The 26,284-nt window shown below is 67.3% G+C and carries 26 protein-coding genes; 16 read left to right on the forward strand and 10 right to left on the reverse strand.

Features of this window, described 5'->3' with window-relative positions; all coding sequences use genetic code 11:
* The first annotated feature begins 128 nt into the window (after positions 1 to 128).
* The 3 genes from AC3WR5_RS12375 to AC3WR5_RS12385 all read left to right on the forward strand — a co-directional run bounded on the left by AC3WR5_RS12375 (position 129) and on the right by AC3WR5_RS12385 (position 4,148).
* Complete coding sequence (locus tag AC3WR5_RS12375) at positions 129 to 2,378, forward strand: M1 family metallopeptidase (protein WP_492484770.1); 2,250 nt, start codon at positions 129 to 131, stop codon at positions 2,376 to 2,378.
* Positions 2,375 to 3,286, forward strand: coding sequence for a hypothetical protein (locus AC3WR5_RS12380; protein ID WP_492484772.1), 912 nt, complete (start codon positions 2,375 to 2,377; stop codon positions 3,284 to 3,286). The genes AC3WR5_RS12375 and AC3WR5_RS12380 overlap by 4 nt, the downstream gene beginning before the upstream one ends.
* 169 nt (positions 3,287 to 3,455) lie before the next feature.
* Positions 3,456 to 4,148 carry a YoaK family protein gene (locus AC3WR5_RS12385; RefSeq protein ID WP_492484774.1) on the forward strand — a complete coding sequence of 231 codons (693 nt, stop codon included), beginning with the start codon at positions 3,456 to 3,458 and terminating at the stop codon, positions 4,146 to 4,148.
* Between the two features lie 15 nt (positions 4,149 to 4,163).
* Here the strand turns inward: AC3WR5_RS12385 and AC3WR5_RS12390 are convergent, their stop codons facing one another.
* Both AC3WR5_RS12390 and AC3WR5_RS12395 read right to left on the reverse strand, forming a co-directional pair.
* Positions 4,164 to 5,435, reverse strand: a complete 1,272-nt coding sequence (locus AC3WR5_RS12390; protein WP_492484775.1) for an MFS transporter — start codon at positions 5,433 to 5,435, stop codon at positions 4,164 to 4,166.
* A 65-nt stretch (positions 5,436 to 5,500) separates the two neighbouring features.
* Complete coding sequence (locus AC3WR5_RS12395; protein WP_492484777.1) at positions 5,501 to 6,658, reverse strand: FAD-dependent oxidoreductase; 1,158 nt, start codon at positions 6,656 to 6,658, stop codon at positions 5,501 to 5,503.
* Positions 6,659 to 6,760: 102 nt separating this feature from the next.
* Between AC3WR5_RS12395 and AC3WR5_RS12400 the strand changes: the two genes are divergently transcribed.
* Positions 6,761 to 7,441 carry a TetR family transcriptional regulator gene (locus tag AC3WR5_RS12400; protein WP_492484779.1) on the forward strand — a complete coding sequence of 227 codons (681 nt, stop codon included), beginning with the start codon at positions 6,761 to 6,763 and terminating at the stop codon, positions 7,439 to 7,441.
* 19 nt (positions 7,442 to 7,460) lie between these two features.
* Here the strand turns inward: AC3WR5_RS12400 and AC3WR5_RS12405 are convergent, their stop codons facing one another.
* From AC3WR5_RS12405 to AC3WR5_RS12420, 4 genes are all read right to left on the reverse strand, one after another.
* A complete protein-coding gene (locus AC3WR5_RS12405; RefSeq protein WP_492484781.1) occupies positions 7,461 to 8,789 on the reverse strand; it encodes a dicarboxylate/amino acid:cation symporter in 1,329 nt (442 codons plus the stop codon).
* A gap of 77 nt (positions 8,790 to 8,866) precedes the next feature.
* Positions 8,867 to 9,043, reverse strand: a complete 177-nt coding sequence (locus AC3WR5_RS12410; protein ID WP_492484783.1) for a hypothetical protein — start codon at positions 9,041 to 9,043, stop codon at positions 8,867 to 8,869.
* Positions 9,044 to 9,168: 125 nt separating this feature from the next.
* The gene (locus tag AC3WR5_RS12415; RefSeq protein ID WP_492484785.1) at positions 9,169 to 9,633 is read right to left on the reverse strand and encodes a DUF1203 domain-containing protein; all 465 of its coding nucleotides are present in this window, start codon (positions 9,631 to 9,633) and stop codon (positions 9,169 to 9,171) included.
* Between the two features lie 249 nt (positions 9,634 to 9,882).
* Complete coding sequence (locus tag AC3WR5_RS12420; protein WP_492484787.1) at positions 9,883 to 10,656, reverse strand: GntR family transcriptional regulator; 774 nt, start codon at positions 10,654 to 10,656, stop codon at positions 9,883 to 9,885.
* 129 nt (positions 10,657 to 10,785) lie between these two features.
* Here AC3WR5_RS12420 and AC3WR5_RS12425 point away from each other — a divergent pair, with 129 nt between their 5' ends.
* Genes AC3WR5_RS12425 through AC3WR5_RS12440 form a run of 4 tightly spaced genes read left to right on the forward strand, consistent with a single transcriptional unit; the run spans position 10,786 to position 15,775 of the window.
* Positions 10,786 to 11,583, forward strand: a complete 798-nt coding sequence (locus AC3WR5_RS12425) for an ABC transporter ATP-binding protein (RefSeq protein WP_141287915.1) — start codon at positions 10,786 to 10,788, stop codon at positions 11,581 to 11,583.
* Positions 11,580 to 12,575 carry an ABC transporter substrate-binding protein gene (locus AC3WR5_RS12430; RefSeq protein ID WP_141287914.1) on the forward strand — a complete coding sequence of 332 codons (996 nt, stop codon included), beginning with the start codon at positions 11,580 to 11,582 and terminating at the stop codon, positions 12,573 to 12,575. Before AC3WR5_RS12425 ends, AC3WR5_RS12430 begins: the two co-directional genes overlap by 4 nt.
* Before the next feature lies 1 nt (position 12,576).
* Positions 12,577 to 13,395: an ABC transporter permease gene (locus tag AC3WR5_RS12435; RefSeq protein ID WP_492484790.1), complete on the forward strand. Its 819-nt coding sequence runs from the start codon at positions 12,577 to 12,579 to the stop codon at positions 13,393 to 13,395.
* Between the two features lie 10 nt (positions 13,396 to 13,405).
* Complete coding sequence (locus AC3WR5_RS12440) at positions 13,406 to 15,775, forward strand: hypothetical protein (protein ID WP_492484792.1); 2,370 nt, start codon at positions 13,406 to 13,408, stop codon at positions 15,773 to 15,775.
* A gap of 238 nt (positions 15,776 to 16,013) precedes the next feature.
* Here the strand turns inward: AC3WR5_RS12440 and AC3WR5_RS12445 are convergent, their stop codons facing one another.
* The gene (locus AC3WR5_RS12445) at positions 16,014 to 16,688 is read right to left on the reverse strand and encodes a tetratricopeptide repeat protein (protein WP_492484794.1); all 675 of its coding nucleotides are present in this window, start codon (positions 16,686 to 16,688) and stop codon (positions 16,014 to 16,016) included.
* 258 nt (positions 16,689 to 16,946) lie between these two features.
* Here AC3WR5_RS12445 and AC3WR5_RS12450 point away from each other — a divergent pair, with 258 nt between their 5' ends.
* On the forward strand, positions 16,947 to 17,471 hold the full coding sequence (locus tag AC3WR5_RS12450; RefSeq protein WP_492484796.1) for a GNAT family N-acetyltransferase: 525 nt from the start codon (positions 16,947 to 16,949) through the stop codon (positions 17,469 to 17,471).
* A 113-nt stretch (positions 17,472 to 17,584) separates the two neighbouring features.
* Here the strand turns inward: AC3WR5_RS12450 and AC3WR5_RS12455 are convergent, their stop codons facing one another.
* Positions 17,585 to 18,355, reverse strand: a complete 771-nt coding sequence (locus tag AC3WR5_RS12455) for an SDR family oxidoreductase (protein WP_492484798.1) — start codon at positions 18,353 to 18,355, stop codon at positions 17,585 to 17,587.
* 124 nt (positions 18,356 to 18,479) lie between these two features.
* Positions 18,480 to 19,427, reverse strand: a complete 948-nt coding sequence (locus AC3WR5_RS12460; RefSeq protein WP_492484800.1) for a LysR family transcriptional regulator — start codon at positions 19,425 to 19,427, stop codon at positions 18,480 to 18,482.
* A 56-nt stretch (positions 19,428 to 19,483) separates the two neighbouring features.
* On the opposite strand from AC3WR5_RS12460, the gene AC3WR5_RS12465 reads away from it, so the two are divergent.
* The gene (locus AC3WR5_RS12465) at positions 19,484 to 19,993 is read left to right on the forward strand and encodes a RidA family protein (RefSeq protein ID WP_492484802.1); all 510 of its coding nucleotides are present in this window, start codon (positions 19,484 to 19,486) and stop codon (positions 19,991 to 19,993) included.
* Complete coding sequence (locus AC3WR5_RS12470) at positions 19,990 to 20,157, forward strand: hypothetical protein (protein ID WP_492484804.1); 168 nt, start codon at positions 19,990 to 19,992, stop codon at positions 20,155 to 20,157. The genes AC3WR5_RS12465 and AC3WR5_RS12470 overlap by 4 nt, the downstream gene beginning before the upstream one ends.
* On the opposite strand, the gene AC3WR5_RS12475 is transcribed toward AC3WR5_RS12470, so the two are convergent.
* Entirely contained in the window at positions 20,154 to 21,242 is a 1,089-nt protein-coding gene (locus tag AC3WR5_RS12475; protein WP_141288189.1) for a porin, read from the reverse strand. The two genes, AC3WR5_RS12470 and AC3WR5_RS12475, sit on opposite strands and share 4 nt — an antisense overlap.
* Before the next feature lie 354 nt (positions 21,243 to 21,596).
* Here AC3WR5_RS12475 and AC3WR5_RS12480 point away from each other — a divergent pair, with 354 nt between their 5' ends.
* The 5 genes from AC3WR5_RS12480 to AC3WR5_RS12500 all read left to right on the forward strand — a co-directional run bounded on the left by AC3WR5_RS12480 (position 21,597) and on the right by AC3WR5_RS12500 (position 26,249).
* Positions 21,597 to 22,421, forward strand: a complete 825-nt coding sequence (locus AC3WR5_RS12480) for an NAD-dependent epimerase/dehydratase family protein (protein WP_492484806.1) — start codon at positions 21,597 to 21,599, stop codon at positions 22,419 to 22,421.
* A gap of 5 nt (positions 22,422 to 22,426) precedes the next feature.
* A complete protein-coding gene (locus AC3WR5_RS12485; RefSeq protein WP_492484808.1) occupies positions 22,427 to 23,329 on the forward strand; it encodes an SMP-30/gluconolactonase/LRE family protein in 903 nt (300 codons plus the stop codon).
* A gap of 67 nt (positions 23,330 to 23,396) precedes the next feature.
* Positions 23,397 to 24,368, forward strand: a complete 972-nt coding sequence (locus tag AC3WR5_RS12490; protein ID WP_141288186.1) for a TRAP transporter substrate-binding protein — start codon at positions 23,397 to 23,399, stop codon at positions 24,366 to 24,368.
* A gap of 118 nt (positions 24,369 to 24,486) precedes the next feature.
* Entirely contained in the window at positions 24,487 to 24,975 is a 489-nt protein-coding gene (locus tag AC3WR5_RS12495) for a TRAP transporter small permease (protein WP_141288192.1), read from the forward strand.
* The gene (locus tag AC3WR5_RS12500; RefSeq protein WP_492484810.1) at positions 24,966 to 26,249 is read left to right on the forward strand and encodes a TRAP transporter large permease; all 1,284 of its coding nucleotides are present in this window, start codon (positions 24,966 to 24,968) and stop codon (positions 26,247 to 26,249) included. Before AC3WR5_RS12495 ends, AC3WR5_RS12500 begins: the two co-directional genes overlap by 10 nt.
* The last annotated feature ends 35 nt before the right edge of the window (positions 26,250 to 26,284 follow it).

Below are 26,284 nucleotides of genomic sequence, written 5' to 3' on the forward strand. Positions count from 1 at the left end.
GGCGAAGGCCTTCCTACAGTCCGCCGCGCCGGCTGCGCGGCGCCTCGCCAGCGCGGACGCCTAACATCCGGCCTCTTGCCCAATCCCGGACTCAACCCCAACCCAACTCGAAGACTGAGCTCATGCGCATGTCGAGACTCCTGACCGGACTGGCCGCCTCATCGGCGCTGGTCCTGGGTGGCCTGGCCCTGACAGGCTGCCACCCCTCCGCACCGCCAGGCGCCACCAGCGCTTCAGCGGCCGCGGCGCCCGCAGCTGCCAGCGCGGCCACCGTGCCGCCGTCGCCCGACGGCATTGCGCTGGCCTCGCCACATGCGGCCATGGTGCGCGAGCCCAGTGCGCCCGGTGCCTGGGGCGGCCCACGCCAGCCCGGCGCGGCCACGCTGTCCGACCGCGTTGTGGACTACCGCATCCAGGCCAAGCTGGACCCGGAGAAGCACACCGTCGAAGCCCAGCAGCAGCTGACCTGGCGCAACCGCAGCGACCGTGAGGTGCGCGCCGTCTACCTGCACCTGTACATGAACGGCTTCGAAGGTGAGGGCAGCACCTTCTTCAGCGAGCAGCGCAACCTCGGTTTCGGCTTTCGCAGCGAGGTGGAAGCGAACGAAGGCCAGTGGGGCCACATCGAGTTGAAAAAGGTGCAGCAGGCCGGTGCTGCCGTGCCCTGGTACTTCGTGCACCCGGACGACGGCCCGGAGACCGACCACACCGTCGTGCGGCTGGACCTGCCGCAGCCGGTGGCGCCCGGTGCCAGCACCCAGCTGGACATTGACTTCTTCGACCAGTTGCCGCGCGTCATCGCGCGCACCGGCTACTTCGGCAGCTTCCACCTCGTGGGCCAGTGGTTCCCCAAGATGGCGGTGCTGGAACTGCCGGGTGAGCGCGGTGCCACCGCGCCGCGCTGGAATGCCCACGAGTTCCACCTGCACAGCGAGTTCTACGCCGACTTCGGCCAGTACGACGTGGCCATCACCGTGCCCAAGGGCGTGACGGTGGGCGCCGTGGGTGAGCTGCAGGGCGCCCCGGTGGAAAAGGACGGTTGGGTCACCCACCGCTATGTGCAGGGCGATGTGCATGACTTCGCCTTCACCGCCGACAAGCGTTTCGACACGCCGCTGGAGGCGGATTGGTCCGGCCCTGGCAGCCCCCCGGTCAAGGTGCGGGTGCTGTTCCCGCCCGAATACGCGCACAACGCGCAACCGGTGCTCAAGGCCACGCTGGATTCGCTGACCTACTTCTCGCAAACGCTGGGCGCCTACCCGTACAAGACCGTGACCGCGGTGGTGCCCCCGTACAACGCAGAAGAAGCGGGTGGCATGGAGTACCCCACCTTCTTCACCGCCGAGGGCTACAAGGACCTCAGCCCCGGCACTGCGAATGCCTACGGCCTGGACTTCGTGACCATCCACGAGTTTGGCCACGGCTACTTCTACGGCATCCTGGCCTCGAACGAGTTCGAGGAGCCGATGCTGGACGAAGGCATGAACGAGTTCTGGGACATGCGCATGATCCAGGGGCGCGGCCAGCTGAACTCGCTCAGCAGCCGCGGCATGCAGCGACTGGGCGTGCAGCTGGAGGCCCCAACGTTCGAGGTCGAGCGCCTGTTCTCGGTGCTGGGCGAGCCGGCGGACGGCACCGGCGAGAACAGCTGGGACCGCCTTTCCAGCAACAGCTACGGCAGCGTCTATGGCCGCAGTGCCACGGCCTTCCATGAACTGGAGACGCTCATCGGCAGCGAGGCCCTGGCGCGTTCCTTCAGGATCTACTATGACCGCTGGAAATTCCGCCACCCCGCCATTGGCGATCTCCAGGCCGCGCTGATCGAAGGCTCGGGCAAGCCCGAAGTCGTCAACCGCATCTTCGAGCAGCAGGTCTACGCGGCGCAGAAGGTGGACGACCGCGTGAGCAAGCTGGTCAGCGAAGAAGAGCGCCCGCAGCCCGGCACCGTGCAGAAAGACGGCCGCTGGGTCGAGCGCACTGAAGGTCAGATCGACGAGCAGCTGGCGCAGGACCGCAAGGCGTGGGACAAGGCCCATCCCGATGCCAAGCCCGATGCCGCAGGCCCCTTGCCCTTCCGTACCACCGTGACGCTGCGCCGCTACGGCGCCTCGGCGCCCCAGACCCTGGTGGTGCGCTTTGCCGATGGCAGCAGCGAGACCGTGCGTTGGGACGACCAGCGCCGCTGGGCCCGCTACAGCTGGGTCAAGCCGGCCAAGGCTTTGTCGGCCGAGCTCGATCCGCAGGACGAGCATGCGCTGGACACCCACCGGCTGGACAACAGCCAGGTGCTCAAGGCAGAGCCCGCGGCGGCTCGCCGCTGGGCTTATGAAATCGCGGCCCTGGTCCAAACCTTTTACGCCCTGGTGAGCACGCTATGAGTGACGCGGCTGTTTCTTCTTCCTCCGTCCGGGCCACGCTGTGCCTGGCGGCCCGGCAGGCCTTTCAATGGCGCTTGCTGCTGCTGTGGTGGGCGGGCTTGAGCCTGCCGGCACTGCTGCTGTTCCTGCCGCTGTGGCGGGCGCTGGCCTCTTTTGTGGACCATTCGTTGCGCGCGCCGCAGCTGGCCAGCGGCTTCTCGCTGCCGTTGATTGCCGAGATGGTGGTCACCTTGGTCCAGCAGGCGGGCACCGTGCTGCCCGCCGTGGGCCTGGCCGGCCTGGCGTTCACGCTGCTGCTCTCGCCCTGGCTCACCGGTCTGGCCGTGACGGCGGCGCGCCAACCGGCACCGCAAGGCTTTGGCGCGCTGCTGCGCGGCGGCCTGGCCGACTACGGCCGACTGTTCCGCATCACACTCTGGGCCTTGCTGCCGTTGGGCCTGGCCATTGCCATCGGTGTTGGCTTGAACAAGGCCGCCGGCCACCATGCCGAGCAGGCGGTGCTGGAAGCCTCTGCCGGCCATTGGGAGACCGCCGCCACGCTCATCGCCGTGCTGCTGGTGCTGCTGGCCAATGCCACGGTGGACGCGGGCCGCGCCCAGTTCGTTCTGCAGATGCGCAAGCGTTCGGCCATCAAGGCCGGCTGGCGCGGCCTGCGGGTGCTGGCGCCGCGCCATTGGCGCTCGGTGCTGAGCTACCTGCTGATCACGCTGGCAGGCCTGGTGCTGCTGGCCGTCTTCAGCTGGCTTCGCCTGCAGGCCCCAGGCCTGCTGGTGCCCGCCTGGCACCTGCCCGGCTGGCTGGGCACGCTGATCGCGCTGCTGGCCGGCCAGGCAGCGGTGCTGGCGCTGGCCTGGATGCGCTGCGCCCGCCTCTTTGCGCTGGTGGCGCAGGGGCGTGCGGCTGGCTGAGGCGTTCGTGCCATGCCCCTCTCCCATCTGGGCGAGGGGCGCGCGGCCGCACGGGCGATGTGCGGGAAGTTGAGCGGGACAAAAATGGGCGGCATGCGTGTCTTGCGCTCTGTCTCCCTCACATTTTTCCTCGAAGGACATGCCCATGAGCGCCTTGGCACCCAGCCCCATGAGTTCAACCCGGGCCACCGCGCTGGGCGTCGGCCTGGGTTTTGTGGCGGGCTATGTGGACACGGTCGGTTTCGTCGCGCTGTTCGGCCTGTTCACCGCGCACGTCACCGGCAACTTCGTGCTGATCGGCAGCACCCTGGCGCATGCCGGCGGCAGCGTGACGCTCAAGCTGCTGGTGTTTCCCGCGTTTGTGCTTGCGGTGGCGGCCACGCGGCTGCTGAGCTTGGCTCTGGCCCGCCGAGGCATGCCACTGCTGCGGCCCTTGCTGAGCCTGCAATTGCTGCTGCTGGCGGGTTTCATGGTGCTGGGCTGGGCGGCATCTCCGGTGCAGCAGCCGCCGGGCGCCCTGGGCATGTGGGCCGGGGTACTGGGCGCTGCCGCCATGGGCGTGCAGAACGCCGCGGCCAAGCTGGCACTGGGCCAACTCGTGCCCACCACGGTGATGACGGGCAACGTGACCCAGTTGGTGATCGACGCGGTGGACCTGCTGCGTGGCGCGGGCGACGCCGTGCTGCGCGAGCGCATGCGCCGCTTCATCGGCCCCATCCTGGCCTTCACTGTGGGCGCGGTGGGTGGCGGTTTTGGCTACCTGGCGCTGGGCTTTGCCTCGCTGCTGCTGCCCATCGGGCTGCTGGCCGCACTGGCGCTGACGGAGCGCACGACCGTTGCCGCGCCGGCAGCGCCCCGGTAGGCGCTGCTGCCAGGCTCAGCCCGCGGCACTGGCCGGCCCGGCCGCTGCCCGTTGCAGGTCGCGCTGCAGCCGCCACACCAGCGTCGCGGTCACCACCGAGGTCGCGGCCACCACGTAGCCGACGACCGGGAAGTGCAGCAGCTTGCCATCTGCACCAAAGGCCACGATGTGGCCGGCCAGCAGCGAGGCCAGGCCGCCGGCCAGTTGCTGGATAGCCGCATTCACCGCATTGAACGAGCCCCGCTGCGTGGCCGCCGGCACGGCGCTCACCAGCGCCTGGAACGGGATCATGCGCGAGAAGATGCCGACGAACATCAGCACGTTGACCACGATCACCCACGGCAGCGACACCGCCTGCAGGTGGGTGTAGACCATCACCATCACGATGGTGACCGCGGTGCCAGCCATGAACACCGGCAGCTTGCCCAGCCGGTCGGCCAGCTTGCCCACCAGCGGGCCGATGAAGATGGTGCACATGCCGGTGACCAGGTAGATCGTCGGCAGGCTTTCCAGCGGAATGCCCAGCGTGTGCACCACGAAGGCACTGCTGAAGGGCATCAGCATGAAGCCGCCGGTGGTCAGCAGCGCGGTGGTCGCGAAGGCCGCCAGGTGGCGCGGCTCGACGACGGTCTGCAGAAGGTGCTTCAGCGCACCGTGCTGGGTGCCTGCCGTCAGGTGGTCCGCCACCGGCCGCATGCGCCAGGCAATCACCAGCCCGCCAGCCGCGCCAAATGCCGCCATCGCAATGAAGGGCGCATGCCAGTCCCAGCGGTTGGACAGGTACAGCCCCACCGGCAGGCCCAGCACCTGGCTGGCCGCAAACGCGGTCTGGATCACGCCCATCACCCGGCCGCGCAGGCGCAGCTCGAACAGGTCGGTCGCAATCGCCATCACCACCGAGCCGATCACGCCGGCGAACACGCCGGTGACGATGCGCGCCATCAGCAGCGTGTGGAAGCTCTGTGCCAGGCCGCACCACAGCGTGCTGGCGACAAAGCCGGCGTAGAAGAACAGCAGCAGCTTCTTGCGGTCGAAACGGTCCGCGAATCCTGCGGTCAGGATGCCGACCACGCCTGCGCTGAAGGCATAGGCCGAGACGACCAGGCCGAACTGCTCGGTCGTGATCTTCAGGTCCGGCATGATCACTGCGCCCAGTGGCGACATGATCATGAAGTCCAGGATCACCGCAAACTGCAGGCAGGCCAGCAGCCCGGCGACAAAGCGCTGGTAGCCGGTGAACAGCGGCGGTGCGGTGGCCTGTGGCGCGGAAGTGTCGGGCGGTGGCATGCGGTACCGGCTCGGGTAGTGGGTTGGCGAGGCTGGGTGATTGTGGATGCAAGCTTGCCAGCGCTTTATGTCGCACCCTTGGCCTGGTCCAGGAACTGCACCAGGCTGTGTGGCGCGGCGTCGCCCAGGCAAATGGCCAGCACTTCGGTCGAACCCGCGGCGGCCTCGGCGCTGCGCGGGAAGAGCTTCGCCTCGTAGGCCTGCAGCGCGGCCTGCAGCGCGGCCTGCAGCGCGGCCTGCAGATCGCCGGGGCGCGCCGCGATGGCTTCACCCAACTCGGCGCCGTCGACCATCGCCAGATTCGCGCCATCGCCTGCAGGCGCCATCAGGTGCGCCGCGTCGCCCAGCAGCGTCACGCCGGGAATGCGGTCCCAGCGGTGGTCCGCGGGCAGTGCGTGGATCGGCCGCAGCACTGGCGCCGTCTCGCCATCGGTGATGAGCGCGGTGAGCGCCCGGTCCCAACCGTCAAATTCCAGCGCCACGCGGGCCAGCGCGACGGAAGCATCGGCGGCCTCGACCTCCGCCACCCAGGCCATCGGCTTTTGCAGTGCCGCATAGGTGTGCAGCACGCCGTCCGGCTCGCGGTGCGCAAAGATGCCTTTGCCTGGCGCCATCGCGAACAGCGCGCCGCCGCCCACTGCAGCGGCGCTCGCCGGATGGCGTGCGTCGGCGTCGGACAGGTAGGTCTCGACGAAAGTGGTGCCGGTGTACGCCGGCGCCGCCATTGACACCAATGGCCGGACCTTCGACCAGGCGCCGTCTGCACCGACGAGCAGGTCGCTTGTCACGCTGGCACCGTGGGCGAAGCTCAGGGTGTGCCGGCCGTCGCCCAGCGCTTCGACCGACGCGAGCTTGTGGCCCCAGCGCACCGTGCCGACGGGCAGCGAATCCAGCAGCAGGCGGCGCAGCTCGCCTCGGCGAACTTCGGGCCGGCCGCCGTTGCCGTCGTCGGGCTGATCCAGCAGCACCGCGCCAGTCTTGTCCAGCACGCGCGAGGCCTGGCCGCCGGGATGGATGAGCCGGACAAACGCCTCATGCAGCTTCGCGGCCTTCAATGCGAGCTGGCCGCTGTCCTCGTGAATGTCCAGCATGCCGCCTTGCGTGCGTGCGGTGGGCGAGGCCTCGGCCTCGTAGACGGTGCAGGCGATGCCGTGCACGTGCAGCACCCGGGCCAGCATCAGCCCGCCAAGCCCGGCGCCAACGATCGCGATCATGCGTGTCATCTCGAATCCTTCATGAGTGGGGCGCGACATCGGCCGACGGATGATGTATGGAACGCCATTCCATGATGATGGAGCGCCGTTCCAGTTGTGTCAACATGCGGCATGGTCAACAAGACACGTTCTCCTCAACGGCGCGAGGACGCCCTCTCGCGGGACCGCATCATCGAAGCGGCCATCGGCCTGCTGGACAGCACCGGCGAAGCCGGGCTGACCTTCCGCGCGCTGTCAGAGCAGCTGGCGACGGGGCCTGGTGCGATCTACTGGCACATTGCCAACAAGGGCGAGCTGCTGGTGGCCGCCTGTGACGCGGTGATCGCCGCCACGCTGGCGGCGTGCGCGGGTGGTGAGACACCCGAGGCCACGGTCCGCGCGCTGGCGGTCGGCATGTTCGATGCGATGGACGCGCATCCCTGGATCGGCTCGGCACTGATCCACGCCGCCGGCCAGCTGCCGACGGTGCGCCTGTTCGAGAGCATCGGGCAGCAGGTGCGGGCGCTGGGCGTTCCGCAGAGCCGGCAGTGGGCAGCGGTCTCGGCGCTGTGGCATTACATCCTCGGCGTGGGCGGACAGAACGCTGCGAACCGGCGCTCGGCCCAGGCGCGCGAGATCGGCCGGGAGGACTTTCTGGGCGAGGCTTCCGCAGCCTGGGCTGCGCTCGACGAGGCCAGTTACCCGTTCACACGGTCACTCGCGGAGCAGCTGCGAAACCACGATGACAGGGCCGACTTCCTGGCCGGCATCGACCTGATCCTGGGCGGCATCAAGGCGCAGGCGCAGCCTTGAACGCACACCTGGCGAGCCTTCAGGGCTGTGCCGCCGTCTCCGCCTGCACCAGCTGCTCTTCTTCAGGCATTGGCACCTGCTGCACCAGCGCGGCGTCCAGCTGTTGCGGGTCCAGCTGGCCGCACCACTTGGCCACCACCAGCGTGGCCACGCCATTGCCCACCAGGTTGGTCAGCGCGCGGGCTTCGCTCATGAAGCGGTCAATGCCCAGGATCAGCGCCAGCCCGGCGACCGGCACATGGCCCACCGCGCTCAGCGTGGCCGCCAGCACGATGAAGCCCGAGCCGGTGACGCCCGCCGCGCCCTTGCTGGTCAGCAGCAGCACCGCCAGCAGCGTGAGCTGCTGCAGCAGCGTCATTGGCGTGTCGGTGGCCTGGGCGATGAAGACCGCGGCCATGGTCAGGTAGATGGACGTGCCGTCCAGGTTGAACGAATAGCCGGTCGGGATCACCAGGCCGACGACCGACTTCTCGGCCCCGGCATGTTCGAGCTTGCGCATCATGCGCGGCAGCACCGATTCGCTGGACGAAGTGCCCAGCACGATCAGCAGCTCCTCGCGGATGAAACGCACGAACTTCAGGATCGAGAAACCGTGCAGCCGGGCGACCCCGCCCAGCACCACCAGCACGAAGATCAGGCAGGTGGCGTAGAACGCGCCCATCAGCTGCGCCACCTGCAGCAGCGAGCCCACGCCGTACTTGCCGATGGTGAAGGCCATGGCACCAAACGCGCCAATCGGCGCCAGCTTCATGATGGTGCCGACGATGGCGAACAGCACGTGCGAGAGCTTGTCGATGAAGCTGAAGACGATGTTGTTCTTGCCACCGAACTTCTGCAGCGCAAAGCCGAACAGCACCGAGAACAGCAGCACCTGCAGGATCTCGCCCTTGGCGAAGGCGTCCACCACGCTGCTGGGGATGATGGCCAGCAGGAAGTCCACAGTGCCGGTCATCTTGCCCGGGCCGACGTAGTTGGCCAGGCCTTTGGTGTCCAGCGCGTTCGGGTCCACGTGCATGCCGGCGCCTGGCTGCACCAGGTTGACGATCAACAGCCCGATGATCAGCGCCACGGTGGACATGACCTCGAAATACAGCAGCGCCAGCCCGCCGGTCTTGCCGACCTTCTTCATGTCCTCCATGCCGGCAATGCCCAGCACCACGGTGCAGAAGATGATGGGCGCGATGATCATCTTGATCAGCTTGATGAAGCCATCGCCCAGCGGCTTCATGGCCTCGCCCCATTGCGGCTGGAAGTGGCCCAGCAGCACGCCAATCGCAATCGCGATCAGCACCTGGGCATAGAGGGAGCGGTACCAGGGCGCGCGCGGCGCAGCAGCAGCAAGGGGCATGGCGGTATCCGGCGAGGGCTGTGAGGGAAAACCAGGATTCTTCCGCCCCGGCACGTTTCCCGCCATGTGGCGTCTACTTAGCCCTTTTGGGCAGGGCTCTTGCCGGTCTTGCTCGCCATGCCGACCATCTTGCGCACCCGGCTTGCCTTCTTCATGGCCACCGGCGCTGGCTTGCCCAGCTGCACGCTGGCCTGGCGGATCAGGTCGCAGAAGAACTCTGCCGCCGGCGTCAGCGGCAGGCTGGTGCGGCGCACGATGCAATGCCGAGCGCACTGGCCGGAGGAGGCGCCGCGCGCGCATGCGCAAAGCCTGCCCGCTGGGCGCGCAGTGCCAGCAGGTGCGCCGGGACTCCGATTCAGGCGCCTCAAATCGAGAGCGATCAAAGGCGGGCCACCCGGCACTGGAAGCAGTTGAACTTCGAGCGGATGTGCAAATAGGCCACGTCAACATCCGCCAGGATGTTCTCGCAAGCCGCCGCCAGCTCGCTGCCGGCTACCACTGCGCCGGTCTCGTACTTGATCCAGTCCTTGCTGTCATACCCGCGAACAAGCGCCGGCTGCAGATGGGCAAACCAAGCCGGCAGCCGGTCCGCCTCGCAGTGCGCGCAGTCCTGCGCATGCAGAAAGATCGGCCCCGTCTCCGCATATGGCTGCACCAAACCAAAAGGCCGGTACGCCAGCACCAACATCTCGTCCCCCTCGGCAATCAGCTGCAAGCAATGTCGGCAAGGATTGGCCCCACCCTGCGCCACCCGCCGCAAAGCCGCCTGCCCATTCGCATCCGGCCCGCCCTCGCGGAACTGCCGCACCTCATCACTCGAAATCCCCCGTACCCGAAATCTCATCGCATGCGCTCCTGTGTTGTATTCGCCGCTGGAGGCGATGACAGGATTGCAGCGCGTTCTGTGCATCAACGCTGGTTGGAATCGGACTCGTGATTTGGGTGACGTGGCGGCAGGCGGTCTGATCGGGGTACCGCGGGCGGATCGCCGCGACGCGCGCAGGGTTGCATCTTGCTCACCAGCCACCCGTCAAGTTGCCTGCGCGACCGATCACCGGCCTCATCTGGCGTGATGAAGGCCCCACCCACCTTCTCAGGACTCGACCCGGAACGCGCTGCTCATCGTGAACGCATAGCGCTCTGGCCGGATGTAGAAGCAGGAGTGGTCGCAGCAGCGGCCGTCGCTGAGAAAGGAGCTGCGTTCCATGACCAGCAGCGCGGTGCCGGGCGGCACGGCGAGGGCTTCAGCCAGTGCTGCGTCGGCGCCGCGGGCGCTGATGGCGATGTCCGCGCGAGCCGGGCGCTCGCCCATCAACTGGGCGATCAGCGCGTAGGCGGGCTGGGCTTCCAGGGCTTGCCAGCTGAGCTGTGACAGCGCGCTGGGCAGGTGGCTGAGGCCGATGGCGACGGGCATGCCGTCCACGCTGTGCAGGCGCTTGAGCAGCGTGAGCTGGCGCGCCGGGGCGAAGCGCGCCGCGAGTTCGTCCGGCACTTTCACGCGGCGCTTCTCCAGCAGCTGCATTTGCGCGTCCAGCCCCTGCAGGCGCAGCGATTCATGGAAGCTGCGCAAGGTGTCCAGCCCGTGGCGGACCTGCTTGCCGGCCACGTAGCTGCCCTTGCCCTGGCGCCGCACGATGCGGCCTTCGCTGGCCAGCTTGTCGAAGGCCAGGCGCACGGTGACGCGGCTGACCTGGAAGCGCTCGCCGATCTGCGCCTCCGAGGGCAGGCGGCCACTGGGTTCGAACAGCCCGGCCTCGATCTCCTCCTGCAGCCGCGCGGCGATCTGCGCATAGAGCGAGGTCGCGTTTTCGCGTTTCAGGCGGGTCCGAACTTGCGGGCTGGTGGAGGTGGCTGCAATTTCCGTCATAAGCACAGTCGCAATTCGCGTTTGGCTAACTTGCATTAGAACGTATTATTTTAAGCATCATGCAGCCCCATCCGTGTGCCTTGCATGCCACACCCCGCCTGTTGCGACCCGCTGTTTGAGACCGCACCAATGTCCTCGCCTTCACCCTCTGGTTCCGCCGCCGGGCAGCTCGCGCTGCAGGCCGTGGACTTCGCCTATGCCGACGGGCGCAGCATCTTCCGCCAGCTGTCGCTGACGGTCACGCCCGGCGAATTCGTCGTGTTGCTGGGGCCTTCGGGCTGCGGCAAGTCCACGCTGCTGAACCTGCTGTCGGGCTTCATCCAGCCGGACCGCGGCACCGTGAGCATTGACGGCGAAGCCGTGCGCCCCGAGATGGACGCGCTGGGCTATGTCTTCCAGTCGCCCAACCTGTTCCCGTGGCTGACGGTGCTGGACAACGTGCGCTTCGGCCTGCGCATGCGCGGCGACCTGACGCCTGCGGCGCAGCAGCAGCGCGCCCGCCAATACCTGGCGCTGGTGGGCCTGGCCGACGCGGCGGAGCAGTTCCCGCACCAGCTCTCGGGCGGCATGCGCCAGCGCGTGGCGCTCGCCCGCGCGCTGGCCCCGGAGCCCAAGCTGCTGCTGGCCGACGAGCCTTTTGGCGCGCTGGACGCGATCACCCGCCGGCATCTGAACGAAGAGCTGCTGCGCCTGTGGAGCCAGCTTGGCCAGACGGTGGTGTTCATCACGCACGACATCGACGAAGCCGTGTTCCTGGCCGACCGCGTGGTCGTGCTCGGCCGAGCGCCGCAAGGCATCGACACCCAGCTGACCGTCGACCTGCCCCGGCCGCGCAGCTTCGCGACCACGCCCCGATTGCCGCGTTTCCTCGCCTGCCGCGAGCAGCTGATGGATCGCATTGCCCACGTCATGGAGAGAGCAGTATGAACAACCGCCGCCAATTCCTTGGGGCTGCGGCCCTGTTGTCTTTGCCCGCCTTGCCTGCGCGCGCACAACCGCGGCCGCTGCGTGTCGGCTGGGTCTATGCGATGGCCAATGCGCCGGTTGTCGTCGCCGACCAGAAGCGCTTTTTCGCCGAAGAAGGCCTGCAGGTCGAGGTCAAGCAGTTTGGCGACGGGCCGGTGCTGGAGCAGGCCATGGCAGCCGGCGAGGTGGACGTGGCCTACGTCGGCGCGCCGCCGGTCTACCAGTGGTTCTCGCGCGGGCTGGACGCGCGCATCTTGGCCAAGGTGAACTACGGCCAGGCGGCGGTGATCGCCAGCCAGGCCAGCGGCATCCGCAGCGTGGCCGAGCTGCGGGGCAAGCGGCTGGCATCGGTGGCCAAGGGCAGCGGCATGGACGTGCTGCTGCGCGGCATTGTGCTGCCCGAGCATGCCAAGCTGGACCCGGAGAAAGACCTCAGCATCCAGTCCATGCCGGTGGGTAACATGAATGCCGCGCTGGACCGCAACATGGCCGACGCGGCCTTCACCTGGGAGCCGTTTGTCAGCCAGGCCTTGCTGCGTGGCAGCAGCCGCTTGGTGCTGGATGTGAATGCGGTGCTGCCGTCCTATCCCTGGTACGTGATCGCCGCGTCAGCTGCAGCGCTGAAGGACCGCGGCCCGGAACTGGTCAAGCTGCTGCGCGCGCACCGCCGCGCCATTGCCTTCCTGCAGGGCAACGCGGCCGAGGCCGACAAGCTGATCGCCCAGACCTTCAAGCTGGAGACGGTGCAGGCGGCGGACGGCCGCACGATTGCCGCCGAGGCCATCGTGCAGGAAGCCCGCAAGCGCCTGGGCTGGGCCGACAAGCTGGAAGCGCGCGACCTGCAGTTCATCCAGCGGCTGATGGATCGCTCGCAGGAGCTGGGCTTCACCGCACGGCCGCTGAAGGTCGAGCAGGTGGTGGACCTGGGCCTGTGGCAGAAGTCGGTTGGCTGAGATGAACACCGCATCCCATCCTGCCATGCAAGCCGTCGCCACGCCTGTTGCCCGCCCTGGCCTTGCGGCGCGACTGTTCGCCCGCGTGCTGCCCTGGGCGTCCTTGCCGCTGCTGGTGCTGGCATGGACCATCGCCGCCAGCCGTGTGCCCAGCTATGTGCTGCCACAGCCCTGGGAAGTGCTGGGCGAAGGCCTGCGCTGGCTCAAGGACGGCAGCCTGCTGAGCAACCTCGGCCACAGCCTGCTGCGCGAATTCATGGGCTTCGGCCTGGCCGCGCTGCTGGCGCTGTTGCTGGGCGTGGGGCTGGGCCTGTCCGCCAGGCTGCGCAGCTTCATGAGCCCGCTCAACAGCCTGTTCATGGCCATCCCGCCCATCGCGTGGACGCCGTTGATGATGATCTTCCTCGGCCTGGGCAATGCGTCCATCGTCGCGGTCATCGTGCTGGCCGCGATGTTCCCGATGGCGCTCACCGTGCAGGACGGCGTGCAGTCCATCCAGGGCGGGCTGGTGCGCGCGGCACGCACGCTGGGCGCCGGCCGCGCGCAGCTGCTGCGCCACGTCTACCTGCCGGCCTGCCTGCCTTGCGTGACGGCCGCGCTGCGCATCGGCTTCAGCCAGGCCTGGCGGGCGCTCGTGGCGGCCGAGATGATCGGCGCCTCGCAAGGCATTGGCTGGATGGTCTCGACCGGCGGGCAGATCGGCAACAGCAGCCAGGTGCTGCTGGGCATCTGCCTGATCGGCCTGATCGCATGGCTCACCGAGCGGCTGGTCTTCCGCCGCCTCGAAGCTCACTACACCCACTGGCTGGGCCAGTCTTGAGGAACCTCAGATGACACTCGCTTTCAACCCGGCCGATGCCGGCGACTACATCGCACCGCTTGGCCTGTACGCGCGCAACAAGGCGCTGCCTTTCCTCGGCCGCGTGCAGTGCGAGCGCAACCAGCTGGTGGCTGGCGAATGGACCGAGCTGACGCTGGTCTACGAAGTGGGCGGCTCGGGCCTGGCCGACGGAGCTTGGCTCAAGCTCGCGTTCAAGTTCTATTCCGACTGGGCGCTGTTCCAGACCAGCGACCCGCGCGGCGCGGACTTCGTCTCCGCCGAATACCAGGCCGGCCCGCTGGTGCCGGGGCAGAGCCCGGCCACAGTGCAGCACCTGAAGGTGCGCTTCGACCAGAAGGGCCACGAGCGGCCGTTCCAGAAGGCGGTGCTGATCGACATCGTGGACGGCTACCTGAACCCCGGCGACCGCATCGTGATCCGCCTGGGCGACCGGCGGCATGGCGGGCAGGGCACGCGGGTGCAGAGCTTCGTCGAAGCCGGTTTCCGCTTCCGCATGTTCATCGACCCGCTGGGCAGCTCGAAGTTTGCCGAGGTGCCGGGCGACTGCGTCTTCGACATCGTGCCCGGTCCGCCTGCACAGCTGGGCCTGATCGCGCCGCGGCTGATCGGCACCGAGGAATCGTTCGACGCGGTCGTGCGTCTGGACGACGCCTGGGGCAACACCTGCCGCGAACTGCCGCGCGCCGGCACGCTGAAGCTGCATGGGCCCGATGGCAGCCAGCAGGAACAACGCTTTGCGCTTGCCGATGAAGGCTGGGCCGTCGCGCGTGTGGCCGGCCTGTCGTTGGCGCAGCCTGGCGAGTGGCGGCTGGAAGCCGCGCTGGACGGCACGCCAGGCCTCAGCACCCGTGCCTTCGTGAACATCGCCCAGCGCGATGGCCTTCGTCCGCTGTATGCCGACCTGCATGTGCACTCGGACGACACCATCGGCACCAACGACACGCTCTACAACCTGAGCTACGGCCGAGACGTGGCCGGGCTGGACGTGCTGGGCTATACCGCCAACGACTTCAACATCACCGAGAAGCGCTGGGACGCCGCGGTCGAACTGATCCACTCGCTCAATGAGTCCGGCCGTTTCGTCTGCTACCCCGGCACCGAGTGGTGCGGCAACTCGGCCGCAGGCGGCGACCGCAACGTCGTTTTCCTCGGCCACGGCAAGCCGCGCTTCCCGTTCGATGCGCAAGGCCGGCTGGTGCGCAGCTTCGAGTGGAACGAACACACCGCCGGCACGCTGAAGCCCGGCGCCTGGCCGGTGGACGAGCTGTACGCCGCCTATGCCGACGACCCGGACGGCCACCTGATGATCCCGCACGTGGGCGGCCGGCGCTGCAACCTGGACTGGCACCACCCGCAGCTGGAGCGCCTGGTCGAAGTGGGCTCGGCCTGGGGCCAGTTCCACTGGGTCTACGCCGAGGCGCTGGAGCGCGGCTACCGCGTGGGCGCCGCCGCCAACAGCGACGAGCACCAGGGCCGCTGCGGTGGCGGCGTGCCGGCCACGGCGGTCTTCGGCTCGCGCGGCGGCATGACCGGCGTGCTGGCCGAGCGCTTCGACCGCGACGGCGTAGGCCAGGCGCTGCGCGCGCGGCGCACCTTCGCCACCACCGGCGAACGCAGCTACGCCGCGCTGCAGCTCGGTGCGCACTGGATGGGCGAGGTCTGCCGCAGCGCCGGCGGGCAGCCGCTGCGCTACCACCTGCTGGGCGATGCGGGCTGGGAATCGGTGCAGCTGTTCCGCGGCGAAAACGCCGTGTGGGAGCGCAACCTGCACCAGGAGCTGGGCTTCTCGCAGCAGCGCATCCGCATCCGCCTGGGCGGCGCCCGCATCAAGGACCGCTACCGCGCCGCCTGCTGGACCGGCACCGTGGAAGTCAAAGGCACTCCCATCGGCGCCTTCGATGCCTTCGGCTTCGACAACCCTGAGCAAACCTGCTGGCGCGAGAACACCACCACGCTGGCCTTCCGCACCGCCACGCATGGCGACACCGACAGCATCGAGCTCACGCTCGGCGCGTTGGCCCACGCCGAGATCACCGTGCGCGCCCAGATCCACGGCTACGTGAAAGTCGGCGACCCGCTGGACCCGCCAGCCCATCCATACGCGCCAGACGTGGAGCTGAAGATCAGCGGCCGCGAGCTGCTCGAACAGCACGCCCTGGTGCGCGAACTGCCCGGCGCCGAACTGCGCGTCAGCATCGAGCGCATCACCGAACAGCCACTGCCCCGCGACCTGCAAGGCGAGATCGACCTGGCCTTGCTGGCACTGGACGCAGACCGCGAACACCCGCTGTTCATCACCGCCCGCCAGCGCGACCAGTCAAGGGTGTGGACTTCGGCGTTGTTCCTGCGGTTGGGTTGATCGAACAGGCGGCTGGCTTGCCGCTGTTGGCGGGTGGCGGTAGGTTGTTTGCGGAGCGCCTTGGCCAGGCAGTTCAGCAGCAGCTTGCGACCCTGAGTGGACGCCCGTCAAGATGATGCGAAGTGCCCCAAAACGGTCATTCAACGATCACTAGAGCGGCTGACCGCGAGCTGGTCTACTTGGGTTAGGGTTTGCGCCGCCCGGCGATGGTTGCGTAGCGGTGCTATGTGCTATGTGGTTAGGGCACCGACTGACCGCAGAGGTAGAGTGGTTGCTTCGGGTGGTTACGCATCAGGTGACTCCAAGTGGCCTCTGCTTCGGTGGCCTCCGCAGCGCTGAGGGTGGGCTCAAGACGAGCGAGGTATTGATCTGCGGCCCAGGTTATTCCTCTGTTGTAAGCCTGACCTCGCCCCAGCTTGGCCCACGCAACTGCGACCGCCTTGCTTTTTGCGAAGTTACCCTCGCCGCGCTCATGCATGCCCGCGACGGCCAGCTGGGAGCTCGCATCGCCGGCATCGGCGGCTTTTACAAGCCACGAACGAGCTACGACCGGACTCTTGACTGCTACTAGCGCGCCGATCGCACCGGCTGCACCAACGCAGCCACCTTCATAGGATTTGTGGAAGAGAGAGATTGCCGCATCAGGCTCCGACTTTGAAATCAGCATGGCGAGCATGAATTGGGCGACGGGATCGCCGGATGCCGCGATTGGCTGAAGGTCGTGCACGAACGGATCTAGCGTTGAATCTCCTGATTGGACACGACTTGCGTGGCTCTTGAATGCCTCCAGAAAGGCAGCGGTCGGAGTCGGCTGACCGGCAAAAGTAGCCTGAAAACAGCAAGCGGAGAAGAGTAAGGCGACAAATCTCTGCACGTGTGACGCGAGGTACTGCATTTTGCGGGTGCCTGACATGTTGTGGACGAATCGTTTTTGCCGAACATTTGAGCATGCGAGTCGTGTGGGAAACACGCTTAGAGCAGGCCCCTGGTGAAAGACGGCTCCTGGCCGACAAGCGACGCTGGCAGCACTGCTGCTCATGATTGACCACCATCCGCACGGCCGCGATCATAGGCGCCACGACACTTCGCCACATCGAAGCGGATGCCTCCTTGTATGGGCAACTGCCGAACCGCGCCGGAGGCTCGCAGCCAAACCTGATTGCCTTGCACGATGCCCACGCTCACCACCGCCCGCTTGCGCCTGGAACCTTTCATGGACAGCCACGTGGCGGGGCTGAACGCCTTGAACGCTGACCCGGAAGTCATGCGCTACATCTCGGGTCGGCCCGAGACGATGGAGGAAACCGTGGCCGTCGTCCAGCGGGTCAAGCAGCGCTGGATTGAAATCGGCTACTCGTGGTGGAGTTTCGTGGATCCCGTCAGCGGGGAAGTCGTTGGGGCGGGCTGTCTGCAGAACTTGCGCCGGGATGAAAGCCTGCACCCGGACCCCAGTTGTCCACTGGAGATTGGCTGGAGGCTTCGTCATGATCATTGGGGGCAGGGATTGGCCACGGAGGCCGCGCGGGCCATCGCAGGCTTCGCCTTTGGCGAGCTGCACGCCGATGAGCTGTATGCGGTCTGCGACCCCGCCAACCTGGCTTCGGCCAATGTCATGAAGCGCCTGGGCATGCAATTCCGCGGCCTTCAGCGTTGGTATGGAAAGGACCTGTCGACATACAGCATGACCGGCCGCTGAATGGGCCTTCGGGGTCGGCCGCGCGAAGACTGCGTGTGCGCAGCCAGCCGGTGTCGACAGAGGCTGTTGTGCCCGCGTTCAGGCCTGCTCGCGGCGCGCCAGGGTCCAGTGGCTCACACCCCTTCCTTCGTCGGCATGATGACCACCTGCTGCAGGTTGACGTGCTTGGGCTGCGAGGCGATGAAGCCGACGACCTGGGCCACGTCTGCGGGTTGCAGGAAGTCGATGCTCTTGGCGGCATTGGCCAGCCAGTCCTTGGCGCCCTGGAAGGTGACGTGGTCCTGCAGTTCGGTGGCGACGATGCCGGGTTCGATCATCGAGACGCGGATGTTCTTCGGACCGAGCTCGATGCGCAGGTGGCGGGTCAGGTGGCTGACGTAGGCCTTGGTGGCCGAGTACACGGCGAAGTACGGGAACAGGTACTGGCCGGCGATGGACGAGGTGTTGATCAGGTCCACCGTGGCGCCCTTGGCAGCGGCCTCTTCGAGCTGCGGTACGAATGCCTGGATCACGCGCATCGCGCCGCTGATGTTCAGGTCGATCTGCTGCTGCCATTCGGCAGTGTCTTGCTGGCCGATGGCGCCAGGCAGCATCACGCCGGCATTGTTGAAGACCAGGTCGATGCAGCCCCAGGTCTTGCGGATGGTGGCTGCCGCGAGGTCCAGTGCGGCCTGGTCGGTCACGTCGACCGCGAGGGCCAGCGCTTCGCCGCCAGCGGCGCGGATCTCGGCGGCGAGTTCGTCGAGCGCGGATTGGCGGCGCGCCAGCAGCGCGACCTTGGCGCCGCGGGCGGCGAGCAGCGCGGCTGATGCGCGGCCAATGCCGCTGGAAGCGCCGGTGACAACGGCCACGCGGCCGGCGAGATCCTGAAGAGTGGAAGTCATGAGGGTGTCCTTGGGTTCGTTGAGCGTCGGAAGGTCGACGGGATGAACTCTAGGATTCGGCACTCTCCACCGGTAGTGAGCGGCGGGCCACAACACTCGCAACCAATGGTTGTGAATGATGCGGCTACGTCCCGCGCTTCGAGCGTGCCTTCAGCTCGGCCAGCGGGACGTTGAAGTCAGCGCTGTCCTTCAGGCGCTCGACGGCGAAGTCGATGAAGCGGCGCACGCGGCCCGGCATCTCGGCGCGCTGCGCGTAGTAGAGGTACAGGCCCATGCGTTCGCTGAGCTGGTTCGTCAGCAGCGGCACCAGCAGGCCGGCGCGGATGGGCGCCGCGGCGTTGATGCTGTCGATCTGGCCAATGCCCAGCCCTGCGATGACGGCCTGCATTTCCGCCTCCGGGTCGTTGCTGCGGAGCACGGCAGGCACGGTTTCGAACACAGTCTCGCCCTTGACGCTGAACTCCCACAGGAACGGCCGCCCGGTGCCGGGCTGGCGGTAGCCGGTGCAGCGGTGCTGCAGCAGGTCCGCCGGCTTTTTCGGTGCGCCGTGCTGCGCCAGGTACGCTGGCGACGCGCAGACGATTTGCTGGATCGTGAACAGGCGCCGCGCGATGACTTGCGCGGTGGGGGCGCTGCCGGCGCGAAAGCCCACGTCGATGCGTTCGCTGACCGAGTCCGTCAAACCGTCTTCCAGCAGCAGGTCGAACTCGATGGCCGGATGCAGCTCGCAGAACGCTGCCAGCAGCGGCACCAGCACCTTGCGGCCGACCGCACCGCCAGCGCTGATGCGGATCAGGCCCTCGTCGTCGCGCACCGCGCTGCGCGCTTGCGCCAGCGCGGCGGCCAGCCCGTCCAGGTTGCCGCGCACCGCCTCGAACAGCCGCTGGCCTTCTTCGGTCAGCGCACTCTTGCGGGTCGTGCGGTGGAACAGCCGCACGCCCAGGTGCTGCTCCAGTTGCCGCACCGTCTTGCTGACGGCCTGCGGCGAGCTGCCCTGGGCCAGCGCGGCCTGGTTGAAGCTGCCGAGTTCGGCGGCGCGCACGAAGGTGGACAGGGCTCTCAGTTCGTCCATGGGCAGGATGGCGAGGTTGGATGGAGGCGGGTGGCGGGCCGCGGTATAACGCGCCAATGACCATAGCAGCTTCCCCAATTTCTCCCGCTGACCAACGTTTCCAACAGGTGGCGGCCCGGCTCGCTGCCGAACTCGGCCACGGCTTCGATGGCGAGATCAAGATCGGCGGACATTACGTGCCGCTGCTGCAGCACGGCGACACCGTGCACCTCAGCGGCCAGATTCCGCGCCTGGGTGACACGGTGATGGTGACTGGCCGCGCGGGCGACGGCGTGTCGCTGGCCCAGGCGCAGCAGGCCGCGCGCATCTCGGCCATGCGCTGCCTTGTGCTGCTGCAGCGCCACCTGGGCAGCCTGGCGCGCGTGGCCACGCTGCTGCGCATGGGCGTGTTCGTGCAATGCAACGCCGGCTTCACGCAGCACAGCGAGGTGGCGGATGCGGCTTCGGACCTGTTGCACGAGGTGCTGGGCGACGCGGGCCTGCACACGCGCACCTCGGTGGGCGTCTACCAGTTGCCGAAAAACGCGACGGTGGAGATCGAACTGTCGGCCGCGGTGCTGCCGTGAACGGACTCGCGGTGACCAACCGCGCGGACGGGGACTTCGAGCACCCTGCGGTGCCCGAGGGCGACCCGCTGCGGCCGCATTGCCTGTACCGGTTGACGCAGGCCGAGTGGCGGCAGCGGCAGCCGACGGTGCCGCCGGCTGCCTTTTCCTCAAGGCGCTTTTAGAACGCCTTGCGCAGGCCCAGCTGCACCGTGCGTTCCTGAGAGATGTAGTCCTTCAGGTCGCCGGTGGACATCGAGGCCGAGGCGTACAGGAAGGTCATCTTCGAGAAGCCGTAGCGCACGCCCAGGCCTGCCTTGCCCAGCGTGGCGCTCACGCTGCCGCCGTCGTTCTTGTACTTGACGTTGGAGTAGTTGCCGCCAAAGGTCCAGTTGCCCACAGGCGCTTCGAAGCCGACGGTGTAGTTGTCGGTGTCGTGCGCGACGAAGCTGGTGTCGGTGGCCACGGTCAGGTTGGTGCCGGTGAAGGCGCCGTTGCCGCTGGTGGTCGTCAGGTTGCGGTTGCGCTGCACGCCGCCCAGCAGCTTGACCGGGCCGAAGTTGTAGTTCGCGGCAATCGTCAGCGACTCGTTGCTCTTGTCGTCACCGCCGTTGCGCGGCTTGTTCCATTCATACGAGACGCCGGCGTAGACCGCGCCCGCCTGGTAGACGCCGCCAATGCCGTGGAAGCGGTCAGCCGTGCCTTCGCCCGGGGCGATCTGGAACTGCATGCTGAAGCCGGAGAAGTCCGGCGTGCGGTACTGGACGATGTTGTTGGCGCGCGGTGCGTTGAGCCAGAAGGGCAGGGACTTGCCCTTGTTGGTCACGGCCGTGCCGGGGTTCAGCGAGAGCGCATTGCCGAACGGGTCGGACTGCCACATCACGCTGTCTTCCAGGATGTACTGGCGGCCGACGCGGATCTCGCCCAGCTTCGCATCGCTCAAGCCCACGTAGACCTGGCGGCCGAAGGCGAGGCCACCCTGGCCCAGCGTGCCGGTGTCGGCGTTCAGGCCGGCTTCGGCGACCACGTTGGCCTTCAGGCCGCCGCCCAGGTCCTCGATCGTCTTGATGCCCCAGCGCGAGCCGTTCAGGCCGTTGACCACGCCGTCGTTGACCATCCAGTTGTCGTCCGCACCGGACTTGCTGCCGGCCATGTAGCGGGTCACGTTCACGTCGATCAGGCCGTACAGCGTGACGGTGGAGTCGGCATGTGCCGCACCGGCCGCCAGCGCCGCGGCGCCAGCCAGGGTCATCAGGGAAATCTTCTGCATGTGGGAGTCTCCATCCAGTGGGGTAGTTGTTGTAAGTCATCGTACAAGTGGCCGCTGTCTGCAACAAGATGCGCCATCTAGAGACATTCCCGCAGGCTGTCGCGTGAAAGCCGCAAGCCCGCTGGCGCGTCGGTTCAGCGCCATGTCAGTTTCGACGTGCTGGCTGGGCTTTTACCTGGGAACAGTGGCCCGATGGGTGGCCGGTTTTGTCTCGGGGTAAACCAGCGAATCGCGGGGAAACCCTTGCCTTGTGTCGTTGACAAGCGCTCACGCATTTCCGACCATGTTGTACGACAACGGATGACATCAGACGACACATCCGTAGCGCCAAGTTTCCCGAGATCGTTTCCCCACATGCTTGCCACCCCTGCCACCTCCTTGCGTTTTTCCCGTTTGCTGCTGACCGGCGCCGCCGGCGGCCTGGGCAAGGTGCTGCGCCCGCGCCTGAAGGCCTATTGCGACCAGCTCAGGTTGTCTGACATTTCCGACCTGGGCGAAGCCGGCGAGGGCGAGGAACTCGCGCCGGTGCGGCTGGAAGACCGGGCCGCGATGCTGCAGCTGCTCGAAGGTGTCAGCGCGGTGGTGCACCTGGGCGGCGTGTCGGTCGAGGCGCCTTTCGACCCCATCCTGCAGGCCAACATCGTCGGTGCCTACAACCTGTACGAAGCGGCGCGCAAGCAGGGTGTCAAGCGCATCGTGCTGGCCAGCTCCAACCATGTGATGGGCTTCCATCGCCAGGACCAGGTGCTGGATGTCAACAGCCCGGCGCGGCCCGATGGCCTGTACGGCGTGTCCAAGGCTTTTGCCGAAGACCTGTCGCGCTTCTACTTCGACCGCTACGGCATCGAGACGGCCTGCCTGCGCATCGGCTCCTCCTTCCCCGAGCCGCGCGACCGCCGCATGCTCAACACCTTCCTCAGCTACGACGACCTGGAGCGCCTGGTGATGGCCTGCCTGTCGGCACCGGTGGTCGGCCACAGCATCGTCTACGGTGTCTCCGACAACCTGCGCACCTGGTGCGACAACCGCGGGGCAGCGCACCTGGGCTATCGCCCGCAGGACAGCTCCGAACCGTACCGCGCCGCCATCGAGGCGCGCCAGCCCACCATCGACCTGAGCGATCCTGCCGCGCTGTACCAGGGCGGCGCTTTCGTGCGCACCGGCCCGTTCGAGGGCTGACCCCGATGGCGTTGAACATCGAGGTGCTGGGCCCGCAGCGCCACCAGGTGGGCGAGAGCCCGTTGTGGAGCGTGGCCGAACAGGCGCTGTACTGGGTCGACATCGATGCCTGCCGGCTCTGGCGCTGGGACGCGGCCAGTGGCCGCATCGAACACTGGTCCACGCCCGAGCGGCTGGCCTGCATTGCGCTGCGCACCGAAGGCGGGCTGATCGGCGGGCTGGAAACCCAGCTGGCCGCGCTGCTGCCACAGCCGGGTGGCGAGCTGCAGACGCTGCCGCTGGCCAGCGTCGCCCACCCGCAACCCGGCATGCGCTTCAACGACGGCCGCGCCGACCGGGACGGCCGTTTCTGGGCCGGCACCATGGTGCGCGACATGGCGCTGGCCAGCCCGGCCGGCCAGCTCTACCGCTGGGACAGCCACGGCCTGAGCGCGCCGCTGATGGACGGCTTCATTACGCCCAACGGCCTGGCCTTCAGCGCCGACGGCCGCATGATGTACATCTCCGACAGCCACCCCAGCGTGCAGGCCATCTGGCGCTACAGGCTGGACGCCGACGGCCTGCCGCGCGGCGGCCGCGAGCTGTTCGTCGACATGACGCAGCACCCTGGCCGGCCCGACGGCGCGGCCATCGATGTCGACGGCTGCTACTGGATCTGCGGCAACGACGCCGGCCAGGTGCACCGCTTCCGGCCGGATGGCAAGCTGGACCGCAGCATCGCGCTGCCCATCAGCAAGCCTTCGATGTGCAGCTTCGGCGGCCCGCAGCTGGACCAGCTGTTTGTCGCCTCCATCACGCCGGCCAAGCCGGCGCCCGGCTTCGACGCTTCGCTGGACGGCGCGGTGCTGGTGCTGTTGCCCGGCACGCAAGGCCTGGCCGAGCGGCCCTGCTCGGCGCCGGTGGCCTGAAGCCGCCATTCCGTTTGATTCCTGTTCCTCTTTCTCCGCCCCCACAAACCAACACCGAGACAAGCGCATGACCTTCTTCCATCGCACCCTGCTGGCCGCTGCCAGCCTGCTGCTGGCCGCCACCGGCGCCCAGGCCGTCGAATTCCGTTCGGCCGACATCCACCCCGAGGACTACCCGACCGTGCTGGCCGTGCGCCACATGAGCGAGACCCTCAGCAAGTCCACCAACGGACGTCTCACCATCAAGGTCTTCGCCAAGGGCGCGCTGGGCATCGAGAAGGATGCCATCGAGCAGACCAAGCTCGGCGCCATCGCGATGACGCGTGTCAATGTTGCGCCGATGAACAACATCTGCCCCGCGACCATGGTGCCGACGATGCCCTTCCTGTTCCGCAGCAAGGAGCACATGCGCAAGGTGCTGGACGGCGCGATTGGCGACGAGATCCTGAAGGACTGCGAATCCCAGGGCTATGTCGGCCTGGCCTTCTACGACTCCGGCGCACGCTCGATCTACACCGTCAAGAAGCCGGTCAAGACCCTGGCCGATGCCAAGGGCCTGAAGGTGCGCGTGCAGCAGAGCGACCTGTGGGTCTCGCTGCTGGAAGCCATGGGCGCGAACGCCACGCCGATGCCTTTCGGCGAGGTCTACACCGCGCTGAAGACCGGCCTGGTGGACGGTGCCGAGAACAACTACCCGTCCTACGAAAGCTCGCGCCACTTCGAAGTGGCCAAGTACTTCAACAAGACCGAGCACTCGATGGCGCCGGAAATCCTGCTGTTCTCCAAGCGCGTGTGGGACACCCTGACGCCCGACGACCAGAAGCTGATCCGCGCGGCCGCCAAGGAATCGGTCGGCTTCATGCGCAAGATCTGGGACGAGCGTGAAGAGAAGTCGCTGGCTGTGATCAAGGCTGGCGGTGCGCAGATCATCGAGGTCGACAAGGCCAGCTTCCAGGGCGCGATGAAGCCGGTGTACGACAAGTTCATCACCGACGCGCACCTGAAGGACCTGGTCGCCCGCGTGCAGGCCACCCAGTAAGCCAACGCCTCCTCACGCCGCTGCCGTCAAAGTTGTTTCCATCATGAGCCAGGCCCGTCCCATGCCACCTCCCAACGGCGCTCCCGTCGCCGCGCCGCCCTCCGGCGGCTTTTTCGAGCTGTACACCCGGCTGTGCACCGGCATTGCCCGGGGCTGCCTGGTCATCGGCGTGAGCGGCCTGGTGCTGCTCATCGTCGCGGTGCTGTACCAGGTCATCGGCCGCTACGTCTTCAATGACACGCCCACCTGGGCCGAGAGCGGCGCGGTGCTGCTGGTGCTGTACGTGACCATGCTGGGCATGGCGGTGGGCGTGCGGGACGCCGGCCACATCGGGCTGGAGTCCTTCCTGGTGCTGGCACCGGACTGGCTGCGCCTGAAGATGGAACTGCTGATCCACGGCCTGGTGCTGGTCTTCGGCATCATCATGTCCTGGCAGTGCGCGCTGCTGGCCGAGTCCGTCATGGGCTACAAGATCCCCACGCTGGGCCTGTCCGAAGCCTTCAAGTACGCCCCGCCGGCACTGGCCGGCGTGCTGGTGGCCATGTTCTCGCTGGAACACATTTTTGCGCTGCTGCGCGGTACCGAGGTGGAGCCGGCATGGCACTGACCATTCTTTGCGTGAGCTTCACGCTGTTGCTGCTGCTTGGCGTGCCTGTCGCGTTTTCCATCGGCCTGTCTTCGCTGGCCACCTTGCTGTACGAAGGCCTGCCGCTGGCGGTCGGCTTCCAGCAAATGATCTCGGGCATGAACCCGTTCTCGTTCCTGGCGATCCCGTTCTTCATCTTCGCCGGCGAGATCATGATGTACGGCGGCATTGCCGACCGCATCGTGGGCCTCGCCAAGAGCCTGGCCGGCCATGTGCGCGGCGGCCTGGGCATGAGCAACGTGCTGGCCTGCACGCTGTTCGGCGGCGTTTCCGGCTCGCCGGTGGCCGACGTGTCGGCCATGGGCGCTGTGCTGATCCCGCAGATGAAGAAGGAAGGCTACGACGCCGACTACGCGGTCAACGTCACGACGCATGCCTCGCTGGTCGGCGCGCTGATGCCGACCTCGCACAACCTGATCATCTTCACGCTGGCCGCCAGCGGGAAGGTCAGCATTGCGGCGCTGATCCTGGCCGGCATCGTGCCGGCCATCCTGCTGACGCTGTGCAACCTGGCCGCGGCCTATGGCGTGGCTGTCAAGCGCGGCTACCCGGCCGGCACCTTCCCGGGCTGGGCCATCGTCTGGTCCTCGTTCCGCTCTGCGGTGCCTGGCCTGGCCGTGGTGCTGATCATCATCACCGGCATCCTGTCGGGCGCGTTCACGGCGACAGAGTCGGCCTCGGTGGCGGTGCTGTGGGCACTGTTCCTGTCGGCCATCGTCTACCGCAAGCTGACGCGTGAGCAGTTCTTCAAGGCCGCTGCCAAGGCCGTGAAGACCACAGGCACCGTGCTGCTGCTGATCGGCATCTCGTCGATGTTCGGCTACCTGATCGGGCTGTACGGCGTGGCCGAACTGACCGGACAGATGCTGAGCCAGGTGAGCAGCTCGCCATGGGTGATCTTCCTGTGGGTCAACGTGATCCTGTTCGTGCTCGGCACCTTCCTGGACATGGCCGCCACCATCCTGATCTGCACGCCGATCTTCCTGCCCATCTGCCAGCAGTTCGGCATGAGCACCGAGCAGTTCGGCATCGTGATGCTGATCAACTGCGCGCTGGGCCTGAACACCCCGCCGGTCGGCACGACGCAGTTCGTCGGCTGCACCATCGGCGAGATCTCGGTCGGCGCCGTGATGAAGACCATCTGGCCGTTCTACGGCGGCCTGATCGTCGCGCTCGGCCTGGTCACCTACGTGCCAGGGTTCTCGATGTGGCTGCCCAACCTGCTGCTGAAGTGAACTGATTGTCGATTGGACCCTGGGTCAGGCCGCTT

Source organism: Ideonella sp. FW305-24 (assembly GCF_058788035.1).